This is a genomic window from Kitasatospora sp. NPDC022785, assembly GCF_055561295.1.
This window is the reverse complement of record NZ_JBVHHB010000033.1, coordinates 35,332-56,341: the sequence shown is the minus strand read 5'-3', so window position 1 is coordinate 56,341 and position 21,010 is coordinate 35,332. Positions and strand designations below refer to the sequence as shown.

Genomic DNA, 21,010 nt, shown 5'->3' with positions numbered 1-21,010 from the left:
GAGGATGTCGTCGGGAGTCTGCGGCGGTCAGGAACCGGACGCCCGCAGCGGCCGGGCGGGCGAGCCGACCACCACCTCACCGGGCTGGACGTCCCTGGTCACCACGGCGGCCGCGCCGACGAAGGCAGCCGCGCCGATCTTGCGGCCCTGCAGGACGACGGCGTTGCTGCCGACGGTGGCGCCGTCGGCCAGCAGCACCGCGCCGGACACGTTGCCGCCCGGGTAGACCGTCACCCGCTCGCCGAACACGGTGTCATGGCCGACGGTCGCGTTGTAGTGCACCTGGCTGTGCGCACCGAGGCGCACGCTGCTGGACACGTACGCGCCGCCCATCACCAGGCAGCCCGGCCCGAGCACGGTGTCCGGCGCGATCAGCGCCCGGGGGTGGACGAGGGTGGCGGGCACCGCGCCCCGGCCGTCCAGCAGGGCGGCGAGCCGCTGCCGGACGGCCGGGTCGGCGATGCCGACCAGGTAGCGGGCGCCGGACGGAAGGTCGGCGGGCCTGCGGACGGGCAGGCCGCGGACGGTGGCGCCGTGTTGGTGGTCGTCGAGGAACCCCGCCACCGGGACGCCGGCCGCGAGCGCCGTGTCCAGCGCCTCACGACCGACGCCGCCGGCGCCGGCGATCCAGAGTTCCTGATGGTCGGTGGCGGCGGTCATCGCGGTCATGGCGGTCATGGCGGTCATCCTGCCCGGTTCCGGGCCCGGCCCGCCCGGGCCGTGCCCGGCCTGCCCGGTTCGGTGTTCAGGAGGGCTCCTCGACGACGGTGCGGACGGGCTGCGCCAGGCGCGGTCCGGTGGCCTGCCGGGGCAGGCTGATGGCCGGGAACGGGGTGACCGGCGCGGGTGCGGTTGCTGCTGCCGTTGCCGCCGGCGCTGTTGCCACGGGCGTCTCGGCGGGCTCGGCGGGCTCGGTGGGCGCCGGGAAACCGGGGTTGACCCCGCCGGCTGCGGTGATGCCGCTGGGGTTCAGCAGCACCTTGACGGTGAGCACGAGGATGCGCAGGTCCAACGGCAGCGAGCGGTGCCGGACGTACCAGAGGTCCAGCTCGATCCGCTCGGGCCAGGTGATCGAGTTGCGGCCCCTGACCTGCGCCCAGCCGGTGAGCCCCGGGCGGACGTCGAGCCGGCCGCGCTGGCGCCGGGAGTAGTGGACGACCTGCTCGGGCAGCGTGGGCCGGGGCCCGATCACGCCCATCTCGCCGCGGGCGACGTTCCAGAGCTGCGGCAGCTCGTCCAGGCTGGTCCTGCGGAGCAGTTCGCCGAGCCGGGTGATGCGGGGCGCGTCCGGCTCCTCGGGGAAACGTTTGTCCCGCATGGTGCGGAACTTGAGGATCTCGAACTCCTTGCCGTGCCACCCGGTCCTGGTCTGACGGAAGAGCACCGGTCCGCCCATGGTGCAGCGGATCAGCAGGGCGATCACCAGGCCGAGCGGAATCGCGACGATCCCGGCCAGAACGGTGACCACGAGGTCCCCCCCTCGCTTCATGACGGTCCTTCCCCCTGATGTGGTGTGGCGGATGGGCTCAGCCGACCGTCCAGGGCAGGGCCTTGGCGCGGGCGACGGCCGCGTAGGTCTCCAGCGAGACCCTGGCGACGGCGCGCTGGTCGAAGTGCGCCATGGCGCGGCGCCGGGCTGCGGCGCCGAGCCGGTCGCGCAGGCCGGGCTCGGTGAGAAGCCGGTCCAGCGCGGTGGTGAGGGCCCGGGCGTCCCCGGGCGGGGCGAGGAGCAGGTGCTCGTCGTGGCCGCCGATCTCGCGGCAGCCGCGGATGTCGCTGAGCACCATCGGGAGACCGCCGGCGGCGGCCTCCATGGCGGAACGCGAGAACCCCTCCCGGTAGGAGGGGAGCACGAAGACGTCGAGGGCCGCGTACACCGCGGGCATGTCGCTGCGCGCGCCGAGGAACTCGACTCCGGACTCGGCGCCGTGGGCGTCCGGCTTCGCCGGGTCGTCCGGGCCGATCCAGACGAACCGGGCCTTGCCGGCCAGCGCACGAGCCGCCTCGGCGTACTCGCCGATGCCCTTCTCGGCTACCCGCCGGCCGACTCCGCCGACCAGCAACTCCTCCGGGCCGACGCCGAATTCCGCGCGGACCCGGGCCCTGGTGCGGGCCCGCTCGCCCGGGTCGGTGGCGAACCGGGTGAGGTCGACCCCGTTGCCGACCACCCGCGAGCGGCGGGCCGGGACGGCACGGGCCAGGGTACGGCGGTCCTCGCCGTTCTGGTACAGCTCCGCGTGCGAGAAGCGGCCCGCGAAGGCCTCGGCACCGAGGACGAACGCCCGCTTGGCGAGCGGGTCGTGGGCCTGCGCCCAGAGGCCGTGGCAGGTGTTCACCACGACCGGCACCCGGGCGAGCCGGCCCAGCACCCGGCCGAGCACGCCGGTCTTGGGATTGTGGGTGTGCAGCACGTCCGGGCGGAGCCGGTTCAGCACGGCGAGCAGTTCGCGGGCGGCCGCGGCGTCGGCGCGCGGCTGCCAGGCCCGGGTGAGCGCGTGCAGGGGCTCGTGCCGGACGCCGATCGCCTCGATCTCGGGGACGTACGGGCCGGGCGCGCTGATGCCGTAGGTCTCGAAGCCGGACTCCAGGTCCACCTTGAGTTCGGTGCCGAGGAGGAGGTGCAGGCTCATGTCGACGGTGGTGAGGTGGGCGACGCGCAGCGGGCGGCCGCCGGGGCCGCGCAGCCTGGGCATCGGCGTCACGGGCTCGGTCGTCAGGGGTGCGGGTGTCGGGAGTGCGGGTGTCGGGGATGCGGGTGCGGCCGGCGCCGGTGTCACGGGCTCGGGCGTCACGGGCTCGGGCGTCACGGGCTCAGGCACGGGCCCCCACCGCCTTCGCGCTCGCCACGATCCGGGCGTAGGCGCGCTCGGGTATCAGCCGCCCGTAGAGCTTGGCGCGGAAGAAGTCGATCGGGTCGGTGCGGCGGACCGGCACCCGGCGCAGCCGGACCGGGTCGACACCCGGCGTGTTGCGGCCGACCTCGCCGGTCGCCGCGGTCCGGAACCGGGCCCGCAGGGCGGGCTCCATGTGCGGCACGGGGACACCCCAGGTGTAGGCGTAGTGCCGGGGGCGGACGCCGAGGTACTGCTCGACGTCGTCGTTGCAGGCGTCCAGCTCGGCGGTGGTCAGCAGCTCGGGGCGGGCATGGCTGCGGGTGTGGTTGGCGACGGTGCACAGGCCGGAGGCGGTCATCTCGCGCAGCTGCTCCCAGCTGAGCCCGGGGGCGCCCGAGGTCTTCGCGGTCGATCCCTCCCAGCGCATCTCGCCGCCGACGTGCCCGCTGGCGAGGTAGATGGTGAACGGGAGGCCGCGCTCGCGCAGCACCGGCCAGGCGTTGTCGTAGACGTCGGCGAAGCCGTCGTCGAAGGTGAGCACGGTGCTGGGGGTACGGCGGCCGCCCTCGATCCGGTCCACCGCCTCGTCCAGCGGGACCACCCGGCCGGGCGGGAGTTCGGCGAGCAGGTCGGCCTGGGCGGTGAAGTCGGCCGTGGTGACGTCCAGTTCGTCCGGGCTGCCGCCGCCGACGCGGTGGTAGATCAGGACGGTGGCGCCCTCGCCCGGCCGGGCCCCGACCCTGCGTGCCAGGTGGCGTTTGACCTGCGCGCGGATGCCCCCGGTCGTACCGGCCTCGGCGGCGGCCCCGGTCGCACCGGCCTCGGCCCTGGTGGGTGTCGTCCCGGCTTCGACCGGTGTCGTCCCGGCCTCGATCGGTGTCGCCTCGGCCTCGGTGGGTGTCGTCCCGGCCTTCGTGGGCCCGGTGGTGCCGCTCAACGTTCCCCCTCTGCCCTCTGCCGCTCTCGGCAGCGCCCTCCCCGGCGCCGTCAAGTGGCCGTTCATCCGGCGCAGTTGGCGCCCGGATGGAAATCACAGTAGGGGGAACTGTGGGGCTGGTGCCCCGGAATTGTGAAAGAAGCGAGAAGAAGTTGGCAGATGGGCTGAAAACCGGCCGATCTGACCGGTTGGAATCGATCGGCCGTTCAGGCGGCGGCCGGGCTTTCCGGCCTCCCCGGCCCGCGCGTCAGGGGATCGCGCGCCCCGGATTCAGAGGGTCGCGCCGCGCCGGTATCGCAGCAGGGCGAACGCGATCCGGCCGAGCAGCAGCACCCCGGCGGCGAGGCAGCCGGCCACCGCCATCGCCCAGGCCGGGCCGTCACTGTCCGGAACCGCCACCGCGACCACGATGCCGATCGCGAGACAGGCCAGACCGACCACCGCCAGCGGGATCTGGTGGGTGACCAGTGCGCCACCACTCCACGCTCGGGCCATCCGGGTCGCACCGTGCAGGTGGAAGTGATCACGTTCCGCGTCTGCCATGAGCCCAAGGTACCGCGAGGCCGCTCCGGAGGCAGCCCGCAGGGAGTGATTCCGACGCGACCCTGCGCAACCGAAAGGGCGCCGGAAGCACTCCGGCGCACATCCGGGGCGCCGGTTCCGGGCCCGCGAAAAATCCCTCGGCCGTCCGGTACAACCATCTACGGCGTGTAGGGGTCTCCACTACATTGAGCGATCCAGGAGCCGTCCGCGGTGCGGGTTGGGAGTCCCCGCCGAGGACCGGAAGAACCCAGGGGGCGGAGCCGCCGTGCCCTGGAGTCGGAGGCCGGGCTCCGTCCTCCGGCGGTACCGCCACGCCGCACCGGCGACCGAGGGGGAACCGTGCCGCAGTCCCAGTCCATGACATCGACCTCCAGGACCCGGACCAGCTCCGTGGTCCGAGCCCTGCCGAGCGTGAACGTGCGCCCGTTGTCGCAGGCGGCCGCCGGGCAGCCGGCCGCCCGGCAACCCGCCGTTCGCACGCCCGTCCGGCAACCCACCATCCTTCCGGTGGCAGCCCCCCGCCCGACGCCCCGGCCGGCCGCCGGGCGGGGTGACTGGCTGCGCTTCGCCCCCGTCCAGCCGCTGTTCCGGGCCCGGGCCGCGCAGCGGCTCGCCGTGCTCGCGTACCACGGCGTCACCGACCCGCGCTCCTTCGGCGCCCAGCTCGACCGCCTGCGAAGACTCGCCACACCCGTCTCGCTCGCCGCCGTCCAGCAGGCCGTCACCGAACGACGCCCCCTGCCGGCCCGCAGCGTGCTCGTCACCTTCGACGACGCCGACCGCAGCGTCCTCACCCACGCCCTCCCCGCCCTCAACGACCGGGGCATCCCGGCCGCCGCGTTCGTCATCTCCGAGCTGATCGGCACCGAGAAGCCGTTCTGGTGGCACGAGGCGGACTTCCTCGCCCGGCACGGCGGGCGCGCCCGCTCACTCGACTGCGGACCGGCCAACCAACTGCTCCCCCGGCTCAAGGCCATGCCCGACCCAGACCGGCGCCGCAGCCTCCAGGAGCTCCGGGTCAGCGCCGACCGCCGACCGCCCCGGCAGGAACAGCTCACCCCCGCCGACCTGCTCGCCCTGCGCGCGGGCGGCGTCGCCATCGGCAACCACACCCAGGGCCACCCCTGCCTGGGCCGCTGCGACGACGCCACCGTCCGCGCCGAGATCACCGGTGCCCACGAGGCCCTCACCCGCTGGCTCGGTGAGCCGCCGGCCGCCTTCGCCTACCCCGACGGCGGCCACGACCCCCGCGCGGAAACCGTCCTCCACGAGCTCGGCTACCGCCTCGGCTTCCTCTCCGACCACCGCCTCGGCCCCCGCCTCCCGGACCATCCGCTCCAGATCAGCCGCCTCCAGGTCGACTCCACCACCAGCACCCGCCGCTTCGACACCATCCTCTCCGGCCTCGAACCCGCCTACCGCCGCTGGCGCGGCCAGGCGGTGGCCTAGGGCGGCTCGGCGCCGCAGGGGACGTCGGGCGGGGCCGACGTCCCCTGCGGCGGCGCAGGGTGCGGCCGGCTGCGGGAGTGGCGGGGGTGCCGCAACGGGGTGCGGCGGCAGGTGGTCACGCCTCGCGCGCGGCGGTCAGGCTCCACGACCTGGCCGGCCAGGGAGCAGGTGCTCCGGCGACCGGCCCGCCCCGCTGCCCCTCCCGTTCCCGCTCGTCAGACCGCCGGGGCCGGAGCGGCCAGGGCGTGCCCCTGCGGGTAGCGGAGCGCTGCCGGCGGGAGCGTCGCGGGAGCGCCAGCGTGGAGGACGGTGAGGGTGGCGTTGCCGGTGCGGCCGGGGTCGGCGACGCGGCGGAGGGCCTGGGCGGCGACGGCGTCGGCGGAGCCGTGCAGCGTGAGGTGCGGGGCCGCGAGGGGGGCGACGGCGGTGCGGATGCGGTCGGCGACCAGTTCGTAGTGGGTGCAGCCGAGCACGATCGCCGCCGTGCCCGCCGGCGTACGGGCGGCCGCGTCGGCGATGGCCTCTTCGATGGCGGCGTCGTCGCCGTGTTCGACGGCGTCCGCCAGGCCGGGGCAGGCGACCTCGGTGACGGCGGCGGTCCCGGAGAAGTCGCGGATGAGGCCGCGTTGGTAGGCGCTGCCCGTGGTGGCGGGGGTGGCCCAGATGGCGACCGGGCCGCCGAGGGCGGCGGCCGGCTTGATGGCCGGGACGGTGCCGATGACCGGCAGCGCGGGCTCCAGTTCGGCGCGCAGCGTCGCGAGCGCGTGGACGGAGGCGGTGTTGCAGGCGATCACCAGGGCGTCCGGCCGAAGGTCCGCGGCCGCCCGCGCGCAGCCGAGGGCGAGCGCGGTGACCTCCTCGGGCGTGTGCGGGCCCCAGGGCATCGAGGCGGGGTCGGAGGAGAGCACCAGATCGGCGTCCGGGCGGAGCGTCCGCAGGGCGGCAGCGGCGGCGAGCAGGCCGATTCCCGAGTCCATCAGTGCGATCTTCACAGGGCAAGACTTTAGTCGATGCCCCGCCGCGGGCCCCGGGTGCGGCAGACTGCCCGGGTGACCGTCCTGCTGTGGATCGCCCTGCTCTCCCTGCTGGTCTGGCTCTGGCTGGCGTGCTGCCACGGCTTGTTCTGGCGTACCGACGTCCGGCTTCCGCCGCGTCGCCCGCCTGCCCGCTGGCCGGAGGTCGTGGTGGTGGTACCGGCCCGGGACGAGGCGGAGGTGCTGCCGCTCAGCCTGCCGGGCCTGCTGGCGCAGAAGTATCCGGGGCGGGCCCGGGTGGTGCTGGTGGACGACCACAGCTCGGACGGGACCGGCGTGCTGGCGCGGGCGCTCGCCACGCCTGGTGGGCTGGGGCTGACCGTCACCATCCCGCCCCCGCTGCCGCCGGGCTGGACCGGCAAGCTGTGGGCGCTGCGGCACGGGGTGGAACTGGCCGGTCCGGACGCCGAGTACCTGCTGCTCACCGATGCGGACATCGCGCACGGTCCGGACTCGCTGGCCGAGCTGGTGGCCGCCGCCGAGGGCGACCGGCTGGACCTGGTGTCGCAGATGGCCCGGCTGCGGGTGGAGACCGGGTGGGAGCGGTTGATCGTGCCGGCGTTCGTCTACTTCTTCGCCCAGCTGTACCCGTTCCGCCGCAGCAACCGGCCCGGGGCCCGGACGGCCGCGGCGGCGGGCGGCTGCTCGCTGGTGCGGCGGGAGACGCTGGAGCGGGTGGGCGGGGTGGCGGCGATCCGGGGGGCGGTGATCGACGATGTGTCGCTGGCCCGCGCGGTGAAGGCGGCGGGCGGCCGGACCTGGCTCGGCCTGGCCGAGCAGGTGGACAGCGTCCGCCCGTATCCACGGCTGGCCCAGCTCTGGCGGATGGTCTCGCGCAGCGCGTACGCGCAGTTGCGGCACTCGCCGCTGCTGCTGCTCGGCACCGTGGTCGGACTGGCGCTGGTGTACCTGGTGCCGCCGGTGGCGGCGCTGGCCGGCCTGGCCTCCGGCAGCTGGGCGGTGGCCGCGGCGGGCGGGGCGGCGTGGGCGCTGATGGCGGGGACCTTCCTGCCGATGCTGCGCTACTACGGCCAGCCGGCGCCGGCCGCGCTGCTGCTGCCGTTCACCGCGTCGCTCTACCTGCTGATGACGGTGGACTCCGCGGTGCAGCACTGGCGCGGGCGCGGGGCCGCGTGGAAAGGCCGGACGTACTGACCCCGGCTGGTCCACACTGTTCGGATGGACCGCCAGACGATCTCCCGCCTCGCCCATGCCCACCACCCGATCGCCGCGCCGGTCGCCGACGACTCGGTGGCCAGGCTGCTGGCCCGGGCGACCTCCCGCTCCGAGGCCGGCCGGGCGCTGGACCTCGGCTGCGGTGAGGGCGGCTGGCTGCTGCGCCTGCTGGCCGCCCGTCCGCGCTGGCAGGCGGTCGGGGTGGACCTGGACGCGGAGGCCCTGACCCGGGCCCGGGAGACCGCGCAGGCCCTCGGGGTGGAGCGGCGGATCGGCCTGCACCATCTGGACGCCCGGGAGTTCACGGCCACCGAGCCGTTCGGCCTGGTGCTGAACGTCGGCGCGACGCACGCCTTCGGCGGCCTGCTGCCGACCCTGGCCGCGGCCCGCGAGCACCTGGCGCCGGGTGGCCTGGTGCTGGTCGGCGAGGGATTCTGGGAACGCGAGCCCGCCCAGGCCGTGCTGGACGGCCTGGGCGCGACCCGGGACGACTACGCGGACCTGGCGACCACCACCGACCGGGTGCTCGCGGACGGGTGGACTCCGGTGTACGGGTACGTCAGCAGCCCGCAGGAGTGGGACGACTACGAGCTCTCCTGGACGGGTTCGCTGGCCGAGTGGGCGCTGGACCACCCGGAGCACCCGGACGCGGCGGCCGCGCGTGAGGCGGCGGACCGGCACCGCGCCGAGTGGCTGCACGGCTACCGGGGCACCCTGGGCTTCGTCACCTATCTGCTGCGGCTCGGCTGAGGGCCGGCTCGTCCCGGCAGGCGATCACTTCTGCGTGCGGGCGAGGAAGTCGTCGATCAGCGGGGCGATCTCGGGGAGCTTCTCCTCCAGCGCGAAGTGCCCGGTGTCGAACACGTGCAGCTCCGCGTCGGGCAGATCGCGCAGGTAGGCGCGGGCGCCGGGCTCGGTGAAGAAGGGGTCGTTCCGGCCCCAGATGACGAGCGCCGGCGGCCGGTGGGTGCGCAGCCACTCCTGCCAGACGGGGTAGAGCGCGACGTTGGAGTGGTAGTCGAGGGCGAGTTCGACCTGGATGTCCTTGCGGCCGGGCCGGTCGAGGAAGTGCTGGTCGAGGGTCCAGCCGTCCGGGGCGACGAGTTCCGGGTCGCCGGTGCCGCCCTCGTACTGGCTGCGGGTGATCTCCAGGGTGAGGATGGAGCGCGCCCGTTCGGCGGCGCCGTCGACGCCGTGCCGGTTGGCGATGAACTCCCGGGCCTGGTCGGAGAGTCCCTCCTCGTAGGCGTTGCCGTTCTGGACCACCAGGCCGGTGATCCACTCCGGGTGGCGGGTGGCCAGCCGCAGGCCGACGGGGGCGCCGAAGTCGAAGACGTAGAGGGCGAACCGGTCCAGGCCGAGGGCCAGGCAGAAGCCTTCGACGACGTCGGCGAGGGTGTCGAAGCGGTAGGTGAAGTCGCCGGGCGCGGGGCTGTCGCTGTGGCCGAAGCCGGGGTAGTCGGGGGCGATCAGGCGGTAGCGGGTGCCGAGCGCGTCGAGGAGCCGGCCGAACTGGTGGGAGGCGGAGGGGAATCCGTGCAGCAGCAGGAGGACGGGCGCGTCGGTCGGACCGGTCTCCCGGTAGAAGACGCGCAGGCCGTCGACGTCGACGTGGCGGTGCCGGATGTGCGGGATCGTCAGCTCGCTCATGCTAACCATTAAACACCGCAGTAAGAGTTAGAAGCAATGGTCCGGCGATCACCGCCCCAGCAGCCGCAGCACGGCCGGCTTGGTGAACTCGTACCGCGTCATCTGTTCGAGGTCCTTCAGCCAGCCCGTCACCCGGGCCGGCCGGGCCAGCACCCGGCCGTACAGCTCCTCGAAGGCGGTGGTCACGCTCTCCAGCGAGAACCGCCCGACCACCCACTCCCGCCCCCAGGAGCCCAGTCGGCCCCGGCGCCCGGCGTCGTCCAGCAGGCCGCGGAGCTGGCCGGCCAGCACCTCCGGGGCGCGCGAGCCGTCGCCGAACCCGTACATGCAGCGTGAGGCGTGCGGCTCCACCAGCGGGCCCGGCTCGTGCACGGCGGTGTACCCGGCCGCGCCGTGGACCACGACCGGCTTGCCGAAGGCCAGGCCCCGCAGGGCCGAACCGCCCATGCCGAGGACGACGTCGGCAGCCTGGTAGGCGGGCCGCGGATCGGCCAACTGGCCTGGGACCAGGACGGCTTGGCGGCCGAGCGCCGCGTTCGCCCCGGCCGCTCGGGCGCGCAGCTTCTCCAGGCTGGGCCCGGCGCCGACGATGACGAGCCGCACCCTCGGGTCGTCCAACTGCCGGACGGCGTCGACGGTCAGCTCGGCGCCGGCGTCCTTCTCCAGCGCGGGCACCAGGCGGGTGACGATCGCGAGCAGCAACTCGTCTTCACCGACGCCGTGTTCACGGCGGAACGCGGCCCCGTCCACCCGGCCGGGCGCGTCGGTGGCGGTGTTGACCGGCGGCTCGATCAGGCTGACGTCCCGGTGGCCGAAGGCCCGGCCGTCCCCCATCAGCGCACCGAGTCCGAGCACCAGCGGCTGGTGCCGGGGCAGGCCGCGCAGCATCCGGATGCCGTAGAAGGTGGTGACCACCGGCATCCGGCCGTAACGCCCGGGCCCGAAGTAGGAGTTGCGGGCGGCCCGGACCTCCCAGGCGTGCAGCAGCTGGCTGCCGTGCTCGGCGGCGAGACGGCCGAGACGGCGGCGGATCTCGGCGTGCGGGGTGTCGGGCCCGCCCGCGACCACCACCTCCAGACCGTGCCCGGCGGCGACCCCGACCAGCGGGGCGGGGCCGGCCACGCCCTGCGCGAACAGCACCGGGTCGTGGCCGCGGTCGCGCAGGGTGCGGGCGATGTCGACGGCGTTGAGCTGGGCCCCGCCCAGGGCGAGGTTGTTGAGATGGACCAGCACCCGGACAGGTCGCAAGGCTCACTCCTCCCAGTGGTGCGGGACGAACACCGGCGCGGCCAGCACGACCGCGCGCGGCGGCGTGTCCAGCATCGGCCCGAACACGTCGAACTGGCCGACCGAGTGCCAGCTCATCAGCGTCCCGCCGTCGGTCCGGCCGATGCTGTAGACGCCGGCCCAGAGCGTGTACCGCCCACGCGGCAGCGGCAACCTGGGTATCACACAGGCGACTTGGTGGTCCTCGCCGGTGAGCCGGACTTCGTGGCTGATCTGGAAGATCGGGCTGGAGGTGCCCTCGCTGACACCCAGGTGCAGGGTGGCGTCGCCGCGGTAGTCGCCGCCGAGGGTCAGCTCGATCGTCATCGGCTCGTCGGTGGTCAGGCTGTCGCGGTCCTCGCCCCGGACGGCGTGCTTGAGCAGTTGCAGCGGCTCGCCGGTGCGGCCGCCGGCCTCGGACTGCGCCTCGATGGAGTCCCGGTAGCCGGCCATCGCCTCCTTGATGCCCGCGTCCACCCGCACCGAGCCCTGCTCCAACCAGATGCCGCGGCGGCAGATCGACTCCACCGCCGGCAGGTCGTGGGAGACGAAGACGATCGTGGTGCCCTGCTCCGCGACCTCACGCATCCGGTCCAGGCAGCGCTGCTGGAAGACGGCGTCGCCGACCGCCAACACCTCGTCCACCAGCAGGACATGGGGCTCCAGGTAGGCAGCGACGGCGAAGCCGAGGCGCATCTGCATGCCGGAGGAGTAGAACTTGACCTGCCGGTCGATGGCGCCGCCGAGCCGGGCGAACTCCACGATGTCGTCGAAGCGGGTGGCCACCTCGCGCCGCCGCAGACCCAGCAAGGCGCCAAACAGGTAGATGTTCTCCCGGCCCGTCAGATCCGGGTGGATGCCGGCCCGGATCTCGATCAGCGCGCCGATCCGGCCGCGTACGTCGATCACGCCGCCGTACGGGTACATCACCCGGGTCAGCATCTTCAGCAGGGTGGACTTGCCGGAGCCGTTGGAGCCGATCAGGCCGACCGACTCGCCGGGCTCGATGTGCATCGTGATGTCGCGCAGGGCCCATCGCCAGTCCTCGCCCTTCTCGCCGCGCAGCCGGCGGGCCAGCGAGTCGACCTTGTCGCGCAGCAGCATCCGCTGCTGGTCGGCCTTGAAGCGCTTCCACACCTGGTCGGTGCGGATGGTGCCCAGGGGGTGCGTCCGGCTAGGCGACATCGGCGATCCCCGTCTCCAGCTTCTTGAACAGCAGGTAGCCGCCGACCAGGAACACCAGCGAGGAGACCGCGGCGATCGAGGTGAGCGTGACGTCCGGCGCGTCCCCGTACAGCAGGGCTCCGCGGTAGCCCTCGATGACGGCGCCGAGCGGGTTGAACCCGACGTAGATCTCCTGCAGGCGCTGCGGGATCTGTGCCAGCGGGTAGGCGACGGGGGTGGCGAAGACTCCCATCTGCGTGATGATCGGCAGCAGGTGGCGGACGTCGCGCAGGTAGACCACGGCCACCGAGAGGATCAGCGCGACGCCGTAGGTGAAGGCGAACTGGATGAGCAGCAGCGGCAGGACCCAGAGGAAGGTCGCGGCGGGGGCGGTCCAGAAGATCAGGAAGAGCAGGCCGAGGACGCCGATGCCGATCACCATGTCCACGCTGGCGACCAGCATGGTGGCCAGCGGGAAGACCTCGCGCGGGCAGTAGACCTTGTTCAGCAGGCTGAGGTTGTTGGCCAGGCTCAGCGCGCCCTGGTTCATGGTGTTGCTGAAGAACTGCCAGACGATCAGGCCGACGTAGGCGAAGAGCGGGTAGGCCGCCGTGCCGGTGTCGATCTTCACCGCGCGGTGGAAGACCAGCGTGAAGATGGAACAGAGCGCGAGCGGGGTCAGCACCGCCCAGGCGAAGCCGAGCACCGCCTGCTTGTAGCGGGCTCGCAGGTCGCGCTCGGCCAGGGCGCGGACCAGCTCACGCGCGCCCCACAGCTCCCGGGCCACCTGCGCGGGGCGCAGGTGGCGTTTGAAGACCAGCTCCGGTGGCGGCCCGTCGGCGGCCGCGGGCCGCCTCGGAGCGGCCGATGTCTGGCTGTCGCGCTCGTCGACGAGCTGCGCGCGTTGTCCCCCCACGGACCCCTGCCCTCTCCGGTACCGCCGGAATCGAGAAGTGGGCCTTCCGCCACGGCAGTTCCCGGCCTGAGCGGTGCGGCCCGGCGTCCACTCTGGCACAGAGTGTGGTCGCCGGGGGTCGGTTCGGTGAAGGTGATCGGGTCGGGGTCAGTACCGCGTCCGGCGCGGGTTGCGCTGCTGATCCTGCTGCACCAGCTGGTCCATGACACCGGGCATCGCCTCGACGCCGCCGGCGTGGGTCGGCGAGGTGCGGTGCTCGCCCTGCACGACGACGGTGGGCAGCTCGTTGATCCCGTACCGGACGAACAGTGCGGCGGCCTCGTCGACGGCCTGCTGCACGTCGGCCGAGCGGTACGCGTCCCGGAACTGCTGCTGGTCGACGCCCTGGCGCAGCGCCCAGTCGGTGGCGGTGTTCTCGGTGGTGAGGTCCTGCTTGTTGGAGTGGATCGCGCGGAAGGCGCCGGTCTGCAGGCGCTCGACCAGGCCGAGGCGCTCCAGCGTGTAGTAGAGGCGCGCGTGGCCGCGCTGCGTGCCCTCCTCGCGACTGCCCGGCCAGATCGCGGGCACCCGGCGCAGGTCGACGTCCTCGCGGTGCTTCTCGGCCCAGGCCTGGAGCGGCTTCTCCAGCTGCTGGGAGTGGCCGCAGTCGTACCAGAAGAACTCGAGCGCCTCGGTGCGGGCGCTCGCGCGCGCCGCCTGCGGCTGGTCGACGCGGGTGAACCGGGAACCCTCGGTGGCGGGTTGATGGGTGGCTGCGCCGGCCTGGACAGGGGATGCGGCGATCCCGGTGGCGACGGCGAGCAGGACGGTGGACCTCAGCAGCGATTTCACACCGCGCATCCTCGCGGCCACGGTCCGCGACCGGACGGTTCCGCCGGTGCGTCGCGGACGGATTCACCCGGACGGCCCAGGGCGGCCGGCCGCCCCGCCCGGGCCCGCCCCGGAGCCGGCTGCCGCCACGGCGACGGGCGGGACCAGGCCGGACCAGGCCGGGGTCCTGTGTCACTCCGGACGCGGCGCGTGCTCCGGGCGCGGCGGGACCACCGCGGGCGTGGGCACGGACGCGGCCTTGGCGAGGGCGGGCGGCTCCCCGGCCGGTCGCTGCTCGCCTGTTCCCTGCTCGCCGGCCGGTCCCTGTTCCCCGGCCGGGCGCTGCTCGCCGGCCGGCTCGGGCGACTGCCGTGGGGCGGTGCCCGCCTTCGGCGTGGCGCCCTCGAAGAAGCGCAGCAGCTCGACCGGGAACGGCAGGACGAGGGTGGAGTTCTTCTCCGCCGCCACCTCCACGACCGTCTGGAGCAGGCGCAGTTGGAGCGCGGACGGCGTGCTGTCCATCATCTCCGCCGCCTGGGCGAGCTTCGCGGCGGCCTGGAACTCGCCGTCGGCGGTGATGATGCGGGCGCGCCGCTCCCGGTCGGCCTCGGCCTGCCGGGCCATCGAGCGCTTCATCGAGTCCGGCAGCGCGACGTCCTTGATCTCGACCCGGTCGATGTGCACGCCCCAGCCGACGGCCGGGCTCTCCAGCATCAGTTCCAGCCCGCGGTGCAGGTTCTCCCGCCCGGACAGCAGGTCGTCGAGCTCGCTCTTGCCGATGATCGAGCGCAGCGAGGTCTGCGCGACCTGCGACATGGCGAAGGTGTAGTTCTGCACGTCGACGGTGGCGAGCACCGGGTCGACCACCCGGAAGTAGACGACCGCGTCGACGCGCACCGAGACGTTGTCCCGGGTGATGCCCTCCTGGGCGGGCACCGGCATGGTGATGACCTGCACGTTCACCTTGCGCATCCGGTCGATGACCGGCACCAGCAGGGCGGGGCCGGGCTGGCGCACCCGTCCGCGCACCCGGCCCAGCCGGAAGACCACACCCCGCTCGTACTGCTGCACCACCCGTACCCCGGTGGCGAGCCAGAGAATTCCCAGGGCCGCGAGGCCCGCGAGTACCACCATGCCGGTGACCTTTCCCCGTGCCGGCGCACCCGGGCGGAGTCCCTGCTGGCTCCGTCGTACGGGCGCGCCGCGCAGCGAAGTATGCGCCTGTCCGGCGTCCGTTCCCAGGGCGGACGCCGTTTTGACGCATCGTCGGTGCGCGCCCCGGGCACGGGCCGGTCAGCTCCGGCGCCAGACCTCGGTGAACAGGCCCTGCCAGGCGTCGGTCACCACGCCGAGCTCGTTCTGCGCGAGCGTGTGCGCGCGGGCGGCGGCGCCGAGCGCGGCACGGTCGCCGGCCAGCACCTCGGCCAGCGCCTCGGCGAGCGCGAGCGGGTCTCCGGGGGCGACCAGGGCGCCGGTGACACCGTCGCGGACCACCGAGCGGACCCAGCCGACGTCGGTGGCGACGGCGGGCAGCCCGGCCAGCCCGGCCTCGATCAGGACACCGGGCACGCCCTCGCTGTCGCTGGTGAGCAGCAGCGCGTCGGCGGCCCGGTAGAGCGGGCCCGGGTCGGCGAGGGTGCCGAGGAAGTGAGCCCTGGCCGCGGCCGGATGCTGTTCGAGGGCGGCGCGCTGCGGGCCGTCGCCGGCCACGGCGAGGCGGACGTCGGGGAGCCGGTCGAGGGCGTCGAGGGCGAGGTCGAGCCGCTTCTCCGGCGCGATCGCGCCGATCCAGGCGACCAGCAGACCGTCGGCGGGCAGGCCGAGGGCGTGCCGGGCGGCCCGCCGGCCGGCCTCGCCGTCGGCGGGCGGGTAACGGTCGGCGGCACGGGCGTTGGGGATGGTGCGAACCTTGCCGGCGGGCAGCCGGAAGCGGTCCCGCAGGACGCCGCGGGCCTCGTCGGCCAGTGCGGTGACGACGGCCGCACGGTGCAGCAGGACGCCGGTGCGCAGCCGGCGCAGTGGGCTCGCCGTCCAGTGCCGGGGGTCGCCGATGGAGACGTAGACGAAGGGCGTGCGGGTGCCGGCCAGGGCGAGGGCGCAGGCCGTGAGGGTGGACGAGCCGTGCGCGACGACGAGGTCGGCGGTGCGGGCCGCGGCGCGCAGGGCGCGCAGGGTGGCCGGGTGCAGCCGGCCCGGTCCGAGCACGGTGGTGGCACGGGTGTCGGGCGCGTCCGGGTGGGCGTCGGGGTGCGGGGCGAGGGCGCGCAGTGCGGATGCCTGGCCGCGGCGGCGCAGCTCCCGGTCGAGGTCCCTGGCGAGGTTCTGGGCGCCGCGGCGGCGCGGATCGGTGATCAGGTGCAGGATGCGGGGGCGGGTTCCGGCCGTCTTCGCCGGCGTCGCGTCGGGCATGGGAACGACCTTGGCACAGGGCCCGGCGCGGTACAGCCCCTTCGCGCAAGCCCGTGGTGCCTGCGCGCCCGCGTGGGTACTCCCGCGAGGCGCCGCGGGACGCCACCGCCCGCCGGGCGCGCCGGCTCTGCGCCCTGCTGCGCGCCCCCGGCCGCCCCCGGCCGCCCCGGGAGGCGGCGGAGCGTCCTGGCCGATTCCCTGGCGGGCGGCGGCCGCCACCTGCGATGCTGATCGGCAATCAGGGTGCCGGCCGGCAGGGAGACCGGGCGCGCCCCAGGAGGGCGGGGGTTGGCCTGTGCATGTGCTCTATGTGATCGACAGCGTGAGCCGGGTCGGCGGGGCCGAGCAGGGTCTGGTGGCGATGGCCCCCCAACTGGTGCGGGCCGGGGTGAAACTGGACGTCGCGTATCTCAAGGACTCCCCCGGCGGCTTCCAGCCGGAGCTGACCGGGGCCGGTGCCGACGTGTTCGGCGTGGGCCGGGCCACCCGCGGGCGGACGGGCGCCGCACTGCACCGGCTGATCCGGGAGCGCCGGCCGGACCTCGTGCACACCACGCTCTACGAGTCCGACGTGCTCGGCCGGGCCGCCGCCCTGTCGGCCCGCACCCCGGTGGTCTCCAGCCTGGTGAACTCGTCGTACGGCCCGGAGCACCGGGGCGCGCGCGGGCTCAGCCCGTGGAAGGTGCGGGCCGCACAGGCGGTGGACGCCGCGACCGCCCAGGGCACCCGGCGCTTCCACGCCCTGACCCGGTACGTGGCCGGGGCGATGGCGCAGCGGCTGCGGGTGCCGCGGGACCGGATCGACGTCGTCCCGCGCGGGCGCGACCCGGAGCTGCTGGGCTCCGTCACCCCGGACCGGCGGGCCGCCGTCCGGTCCGCGCTGGACCTCCCGCAGGACGTCCCGGTGGTCCTCGCGGCTGCCCGCCAGCAGTACCAGAAGGGCCTGGACGTGCTGTTGGAGGCCTGGCCCGGGGTGCTGCGCGCCGAGCCGGACGCGGTGCTACTGCTGGCCGGCAGCGAGGGCGGCGAGACGGCCCGGCTGACCGCGCTCGCCGCGGCGGCGGGGAACGTGCGCTTCCTCGGGCCGCGCGACGACGTCTTCGACCTGATGGCCGCCTCCGACGCGTTCGCCGTGCCCTCCCGCTGGGAGGGGCTGGGCAGCGCCGCGATGGAGGCGATGGGCGTCGGCGTGCCGCTGGTCTGCGCGGACGTGCCCGCGCTGCGTGAGACGGTCGGCTCGGAGGACTACGCCCGGCTGGTGGCGCCGGAGCGGCCGGCCGAACTGGCGGCGGCGCTCACCGACACGCTGGAGGACCGGGCGGCGGCCCGGGTGCGGGCGAAGGCGGCCCGGGCCCGGTTCCTGACCTCGTTCACCCTGCACCAGGTGTCGGCGCAGATGGTCGAGTTCTACGAGCGGTCGCTGCGGGTGCGCGCGGTCTGACGGGTTCCGGCCACCACCGGGCCGTTCGTCGGGAATCGGCCGGTCCCAGTATCGCCAAAGCGGTTGCGCCGCACGTCGCGGCTCGGCAAGCATCGCAGGGGGGACCGGCGGGGGCGGCGGGCCGAGAGCGGGCTCGCGCGGCGACGCCGGACGGGGAACGCCGGGGAGCGAGTCGTCAGGGGGGCGAGTTGCGACATCAGCCGAGGGATCCCACCGTGCCGCGAGTCCGGCACAGGTAGCAGCACCCGGACCGTCGCGCTCCCGAACGGGCCGCCCCCGGGCGGGAGTTCCACAGCACCACCGCACACGAACGCGAGGGGATCCAACCGGTGGAACCGGCAAACCACTTCACCGTCCTGCGGCGGTACTGGCGGCTGCTCGTCGGCTGCACGCTCGCCGCACTCGTCGTCGGCTGGCTGCTGACCCCGGCCGGTGACACGGTGGACAACGCCAAATGGAAGTGCAAGGTCGCCATCACGCCGGTCGCGGGGGCCGGCGACACCGTGCGGGCCGACCAGGTGCTCTCGTACGCGCAGGGCTCGGACGTCGCGACGGCGGCGGCCAAACAGCTCGGCATCGCCGACGCCGCCGCGGTGATCGCCCGCCGGACGGTGACGGCCGACAGCGCCCAGATGCTGTCGATAGCGACCACCGGGCCGACCCAGCAGTCCTGCTCCGACCTGGCGGCCGCCTACTCGGCCGCGATCATCAAGGGCTTCAGCGACGAGTCCGCCAAGAGCGCCGCCGAGACCATCAAGAAGCTCCAGTCGCAGGCCGACGCCCAGCAGAAGGCGCTGGACGACATCCAGCAGCAGTTCAACCGCTCATCGGCCGGCGACCAGCCCAAGCTCCAGCCCAAGCTGACCGCCGCGTCCACCTCGCTGACCGCGACGCTCACCGCGATCAGCAAGCTGCAGAACGGCGCCCAGACCGACGCCATCCAGCAGTGGGGAAGCATCGACGCCCGCCAGGGCACCAGCAACCTGCTCTCCTCCCCCACCCGCAGCGTCCGGCTCGGCCTGGCGGTGGCCCTCGGCCTCGCCCTGGGCGTCGTCGCGGCGCTGATGCTCAGCCGGATGGACACCCGGCTGCGCACCCGCAACGCGGTCGAGGAGGCGTTCAACCTGCCGGTGATCGGCGAGGTGCCGCAACTCTCCCGCCGGCTGCGGCGGTTGCGCGAACCGCTGGTGCGCGCCCGGCCGTCCGACCCGGCCGCCGAGGCGTACCGTTCGCTGCGTTCCACCCTGCTGCTCACCGGCCCGGACGCGCTCGCCCTGCCGGCCCACGGGCAGGCCGGCCGGGAGCCGGCCGAAGGCGTCGCGCGCCGGCTCGGCCGACCGGCGCCGGTGGTCCTGGTCGCCTCCGGCAGCAGCGGCGACGGGCGGACCACCACGGTGGCCAACCTGGCCGCCGCGCTCGCCGAGACCGGGCGTGAAGTCCTGGTGCTGGACTGCGACTTCCGCCACCCGCAGCTGCACGCCCACCTCGGCGTGGGCGGCGGGCCGGGCATGGCCGAGTTGCTCAGCGGCGAACAGCTGGGTGAGCTGGACGAGCTGATCCGGCCGACCAACGTCGAGGGCGTCTCGCTGATCACCGGCGGCAACACCACCGCCTACCCGGCGGCGCTGGTGCTGCGGGCCGCCGAGGTGCTGCGCCGGGCCCGGCGGCACGCGGACGTGATCCTGGTCGACACCTCCCCGCTGCTGCACGCCAATGACGCGTACGACCTGGTCCAGCACGCCGACGCGGTCCTGGTGACCGTGCGAAGCGGCAACGTGACACCGGAACAGGCGGACCGGGTGGCGGAGTTGCTCTCCCGGACGGGCGTGCCGGTGGCCGGCGTGGCACTGCTCGGCACCTATGGCCCGGCCGGGCGGCGGCGGCGCAGCACGGCGGGCGGCGGTCCGGTGGCGGTCGGCGGCCGCTCGGCGCAGACCGCCCTGCCGCGCGCGGCCGCTCCGGCGACGGCACCGGCGCTGGAGCGGGCGAAGGAGCCCGGGGCCGAGCGGCCGGCGGAACGGTCGGCGCCCAGCTGGGCCCGGCGCGGCGCCGACGGCCACGGCGCCGACGGCCACCGTGTCAACGGTCAGGGCGATCAGCGCGGTCACGTCGGCCAGAGCGGCAAGGGCGGGCACGCCGCCCAGGGCGGCCAGGACCCCAAGGGCGACGGCGACCACGACGAGCCCGCCCTGCTGCACGAGGCGGAGGAGCGGTGAGCGGGCCGACGAGGGTCCTCTGGCTGGCCAAGGGCCTCGGCCGCGGCGGCGCCGAGCAGCTGCTGCTCAACTGCGCCCGCCACGCGGACCGTTCACGCTACGAGATCGAGGTCGCGTACGTGCTGCCGTGGAAGGACGCCCTCGCCCCGGCACTCGTCGGGGCCGGGGTGCGGGTGCACTGCCTCGGCGGTGCGCCGGGCACTCCCGGCCGGGCCGACCCGCGCTGGCCGCTGCGGCTGCGCCGCCTGCTCGCCGGCCGCCGCTACGGGCTGGTCCACACCCACATGCCGATCCCGGCCGCCGCCGCCCGGCTGCTGGCCCCCACCGCCGGGTCCCCGCGGTTGGTGCACACCGAGCACAACGTCTGGGAGCGCTACCGGCCGGCCACCCGCTGGGCCAACGCACTGACCTACCGGCGCAACGACGCGGTGATCGCCGTCTCGCACGCCGTCGAGCGGACCATCCCCGCCGAACGCCGACGCCCCGGTGACTGGGTGCACGTGGTGCACCACGGCCCCGACCTGGCCGGCGCCCCCGGCGGTCCGGCCGCCCGTGCCGCCGCGCGCACCGAACTCGGGCTCCCGCAGGACGCGTTCGTAGTCGGCACGGTCGGCAACCTCACCCCGAAGAAGGACCAGGCCACCCTGCTCACGGCCCACGCCACGCTGCGCCGCCGGCACCCGCAGGCCCGGCTGGTGCTGGTCGGCGCCGGCCCGCTGGACGGCCGGCTGCGGGCCCGCGCCACCGAACTGGGCGTCGCCGACAGCGTGTTGTTCGCCGGTTCGCGCTCCGACGTGCCGGTGCTGCTGCCCGGACTGGACGTGTTCACCCTGAGCTCCCGGCAGGAGGGCCTGCCGGTGGCCCTGATGGAGGCGATGACCAGCGGCCTGCCGTCCGTCGTCACCCGGGTCGGCGGCATGCCGGAGGTGGTGGACGACGGTGGGCAGGGCCTGCTGGTGGAGCCCGGCGACCCGGCCGCGCTGGCCGAGGCCCTGGCCCGGCTGGCCGGCGACCCGGGGCTGCGCGAGCGCCTCGGCGCGGCGGCCCGGGAGCGCGCGAAGGGCTTCGACGTGGCGGGCGCACAGCGGGCCGTCGAGGCGGTGTACGAGCAGGTCCTGCGGCGCTGAACCCCCGACCACCGCCTCCTCCGGAGGCCCGACCCCGA

The 21,010-nt window shown here is 74.8% G+C and carries 19 protein-coding genes; 6 read left to right on the top strand and 13 right to left on the bottom strand.

Features of this window, described 5'->3' with window-relative positions; genetic code table 11:
• Positions 1-27: 27 nt before the first annotated feature.
• From ACZ3YO_RS35335 to ACZ3YO_RS35315, 5 genes are all read right to left on the bottom strand, one after another.
• Entirely contained in the window at positions 28-678 is a 651-nt protein-coding gene (locus tag ACZ3YO_RS35335) for a NeuD/PglB/VioB family sugar acetyltransferase (protein WP_465577752.1), read from the bottom strand.
• Between the two features lie 67 nt (positions 679-745).
• Positions 746-1,489: a sugar transferase gene (locus ACZ3YO_RS35330; protein ID WP_465577750.1), complete on the bottom strand. Its 744-nt coding sequence runs from the start codon at positions 1,487-1,489 to the stop codon at positions 746-748.
• Between the two features lie 37 nt (positions 1,490-1,526).
• The gene (locus tag ACZ3YO_RS35325; RefSeq protein WP_465577819.1) at positions 1,527-2,693 is read right to left on the bottom strand and encodes a glycosyltransferase; all 1,167 of its coding nucleotides are present in this window, start codon (positions 2,691-2,693) and stop codon (positions 1,527-1,529) included.
• A gap of 118 nt (positions 2,694-2,811) precedes the next feature.
• The gene (locus tag ACZ3YO_RS35320; RefSeq protein ID WP_465577748.1) at positions 2,812-3,771 is read right to left on the bottom strand and encodes a polysaccharide deacetylase family protein; all 960 of its coding nucleotides are present in this window, start codon (positions 3,769-3,771) and stop codon (positions 2,812-2,814) included.
• Positions 3,772-4,041: 270 nt separating this feature from the next.
• Positions 4,042-4,314 (bottom strand): hypothetical protein, encoded by a 273-nt coding sequence (locus tag ACZ3YO_RS35315; RefSeq protein WP_396324849.1) that lies wholly within the window; start codon positions 4,312-4,314, stop codon positions 4,042-4,044.
• Positions 4,315-4,821: 507 nt separating this feature from the next.
• Between ACZ3YO_RS35315 and ACZ3YO_RS35310 the strand changes: the two genes are divergently transcribed.
• Positions 4,822-5,763, top strand: coding sequence for a polysaccharide deacetylase family protein (locus ACZ3YO_RS35310; RefSeq protein WP_465577746.1), 942 nt, complete (start codon positions 4,822-4,824; stop codon positions 5,761-5,763).
• A 215-nt stretch (positions 5,764-5,978) separates the two neighbouring features.
• On the opposite strand, the gene ACZ3YO_RS35305 is transcribed toward ACZ3YO_RS35310, so the two are convergent.
• A complete protein-coding gene (locus tag ACZ3YO_RS35305) occupies positions 5,979-6,755 on the bottom strand; it encodes a glutamate racemase (protein WP_465577744.1) in 777 nt (258 codons plus the stop codon).
• A 57-nt stretch (positions 6,756-6,812) separates the two neighbouring features.
• Here ACZ3YO_RS35305 and ACZ3YO_RS35300 point away from each other — a divergent pair, with 57 nt between their 5' ends.
• Both ACZ3YO_RS35300 and ACZ3YO_RS35295 read left to right on the top strand, forming a co-directional pair.
• Positions 6,813-7,952: a glycosyltransferase gene (locus ACZ3YO_RS35300; RefSeq protein ID WP_465577742.1), complete on the top strand. Its 1,140-nt coding sequence runs from the start codon at positions 6,813-6,815 to the stop codon at positions 7,950-7,952.
• A gap of 24 nt (positions 7,953-7,976) precedes the next feature.
• Positions 7,977-8,723: an SAM-dependent methyltransferase gene (locus ACZ3YO_RS35295; protein WP_465577740.1), complete on the top strand. Its 747-nt coding sequence runs from the start codon at positions 7,977-7,979 to the stop codon at positions 8,721-8,723.
• Positions 8,724-8,747: 24 nt separating this feature from the next.
• Here ACZ3YO_RS35295 and ACZ3YO_RS35290 read toward each other — a convergent pair whose 3' ends face one another.
• The 7 genes from ACZ3YO_RS35290 to ACZ3YO_RS35260 all read right to left on the bottom strand — a co-directional run bounded on the left by ACZ3YO_RS35290 (position 8,748) and on the right by ACZ3YO_RS35260 (position 16,188).
• Entirely contained in the window at positions 8,748-9,623 is an 876-nt protein-coding gene (locus ACZ3YO_RS35290; RefSeq protein ID WP_465577738.1) for an alpha/beta fold hydrolase, read from the bottom strand.
• Between the two features lie 48 nt (positions 9,624-9,671).
• Positions 9,672-10,871, bottom strand: a complete 1,200-nt coding sequence (locus tag ACZ3YO_RS35285) for a glycosyltransferase family 4 protein (RefSeq protein WP_465577736.1) — start codon at positions 10,869-10,871, stop codon at positions 9,672-9,674.
• Positions 10,872-10,874: 3 nt separating this feature from the next.
• Positions 10,875-12,074, bottom strand: coding sequence for an ABC transporter ATP-binding protein (locus ACZ3YO_RS35280; RefSeq protein ID WP_465577734.1), 1,200 nt, complete (start codon positions 12,072-12,074; stop codon positions 10,875-10,877).
• Positions 12,064-12,969 carry an ABC transporter permease gene (locus ACZ3YO_RS35275; protein ID WP_465577731.1) on the bottom strand — a complete coding sequence of 302 codons (906 nt, stop codon included), beginning with the start codon at positions 12,967-12,969 and terminating at the stop codon, positions 12,064-12,066. Before ACZ3YO_RS35275 ends, ACZ3YO_RS35280 begins: the two co-directional genes overlap by 11 nt.
• A gap of 147 nt (positions 12,970-13,116) precedes the next feature.
• Positions 13,117-13,800, bottom strand: coding sequence for a thiol:disulfide interchange protein DsbA/DsbL (locus ACZ3YO_RS35270; RefSeq protein ID WP_465577729.1), 684 nt, complete (start codon positions 13,798-13,800; stop codon positions 13,117-13,119).
• A gap of 171 nt (positions 13,801-13,971) precedes the next feature.
• The gene (locus ACZ3YO_RS35265; RefSeq protein WP_465577727.1) at positions 13,972-14,913 is read right to left on the bottom strand and encodes a slipin family protein; all 942 of its coding nucleotides are present in this window, start codon (positions 14,911-14,913) and stop codon (positions 13,972-13,974) included.
• Positions 14,914-15,072: 159 nt separating this feature from the next.
• Entirely contained in the window at positions 15,073-16,188 is a 1,116-nt protein-coding gene (locus ACZ3YO_RS35260) for a glycosyltransferase (protein ID WP_465577725.1), read from the bottom strand.
• A gap of 301 nt (positions 16,189-16,489) precedes the next feature.
• Between ACZ3YO_RS35260 and ACZ3YO_RS35255 the strand changes: the two genes are divergently transcribed.
• From ACZ3YO_RS35255 to ACZ3YO_RS35245, 3 genes are all read left to right on the top strand, one after another.
• Positions 16,490-17,629, top strand: a complete 1,140-nt coding sequence (locus ACZ3YO_RS35255; protein WP_465577723.1) for a glycosyltransferase family 4 protein — start codon at positions 16,490-16,492, stop codon at positions 17,627-17,629.
• A 329-nt stretch (positions 17,630-17,958) separates the two neighbouring features.
• Complete coding sequence (locus ACZ3YO_RS35250) at positions 17,959-19,845, top strand: nucleotide-binding protein (RefSeq protein WP_465577722.1); 1,887 nt, start codon at positions 17,959-17,961, stop codon at positions 19,843-19,845.
• A complete protein-coding gene (locus tag ACZ3YO_RS35245) occupies positions 19,842-20,972 on the top strand; it encodes a glycosyltransferase (protein WP_465577721.1) in 1,131 nt (376 codons plus the stop codon). The genes ACZ3YO_RS35250 and ACZ3YO_RS35245 overlap by 4 nt, the downstream gene beginning before the upstream one ends.
• Positions 20,973-21,010 lie beyond the last annotated feature (38 nt).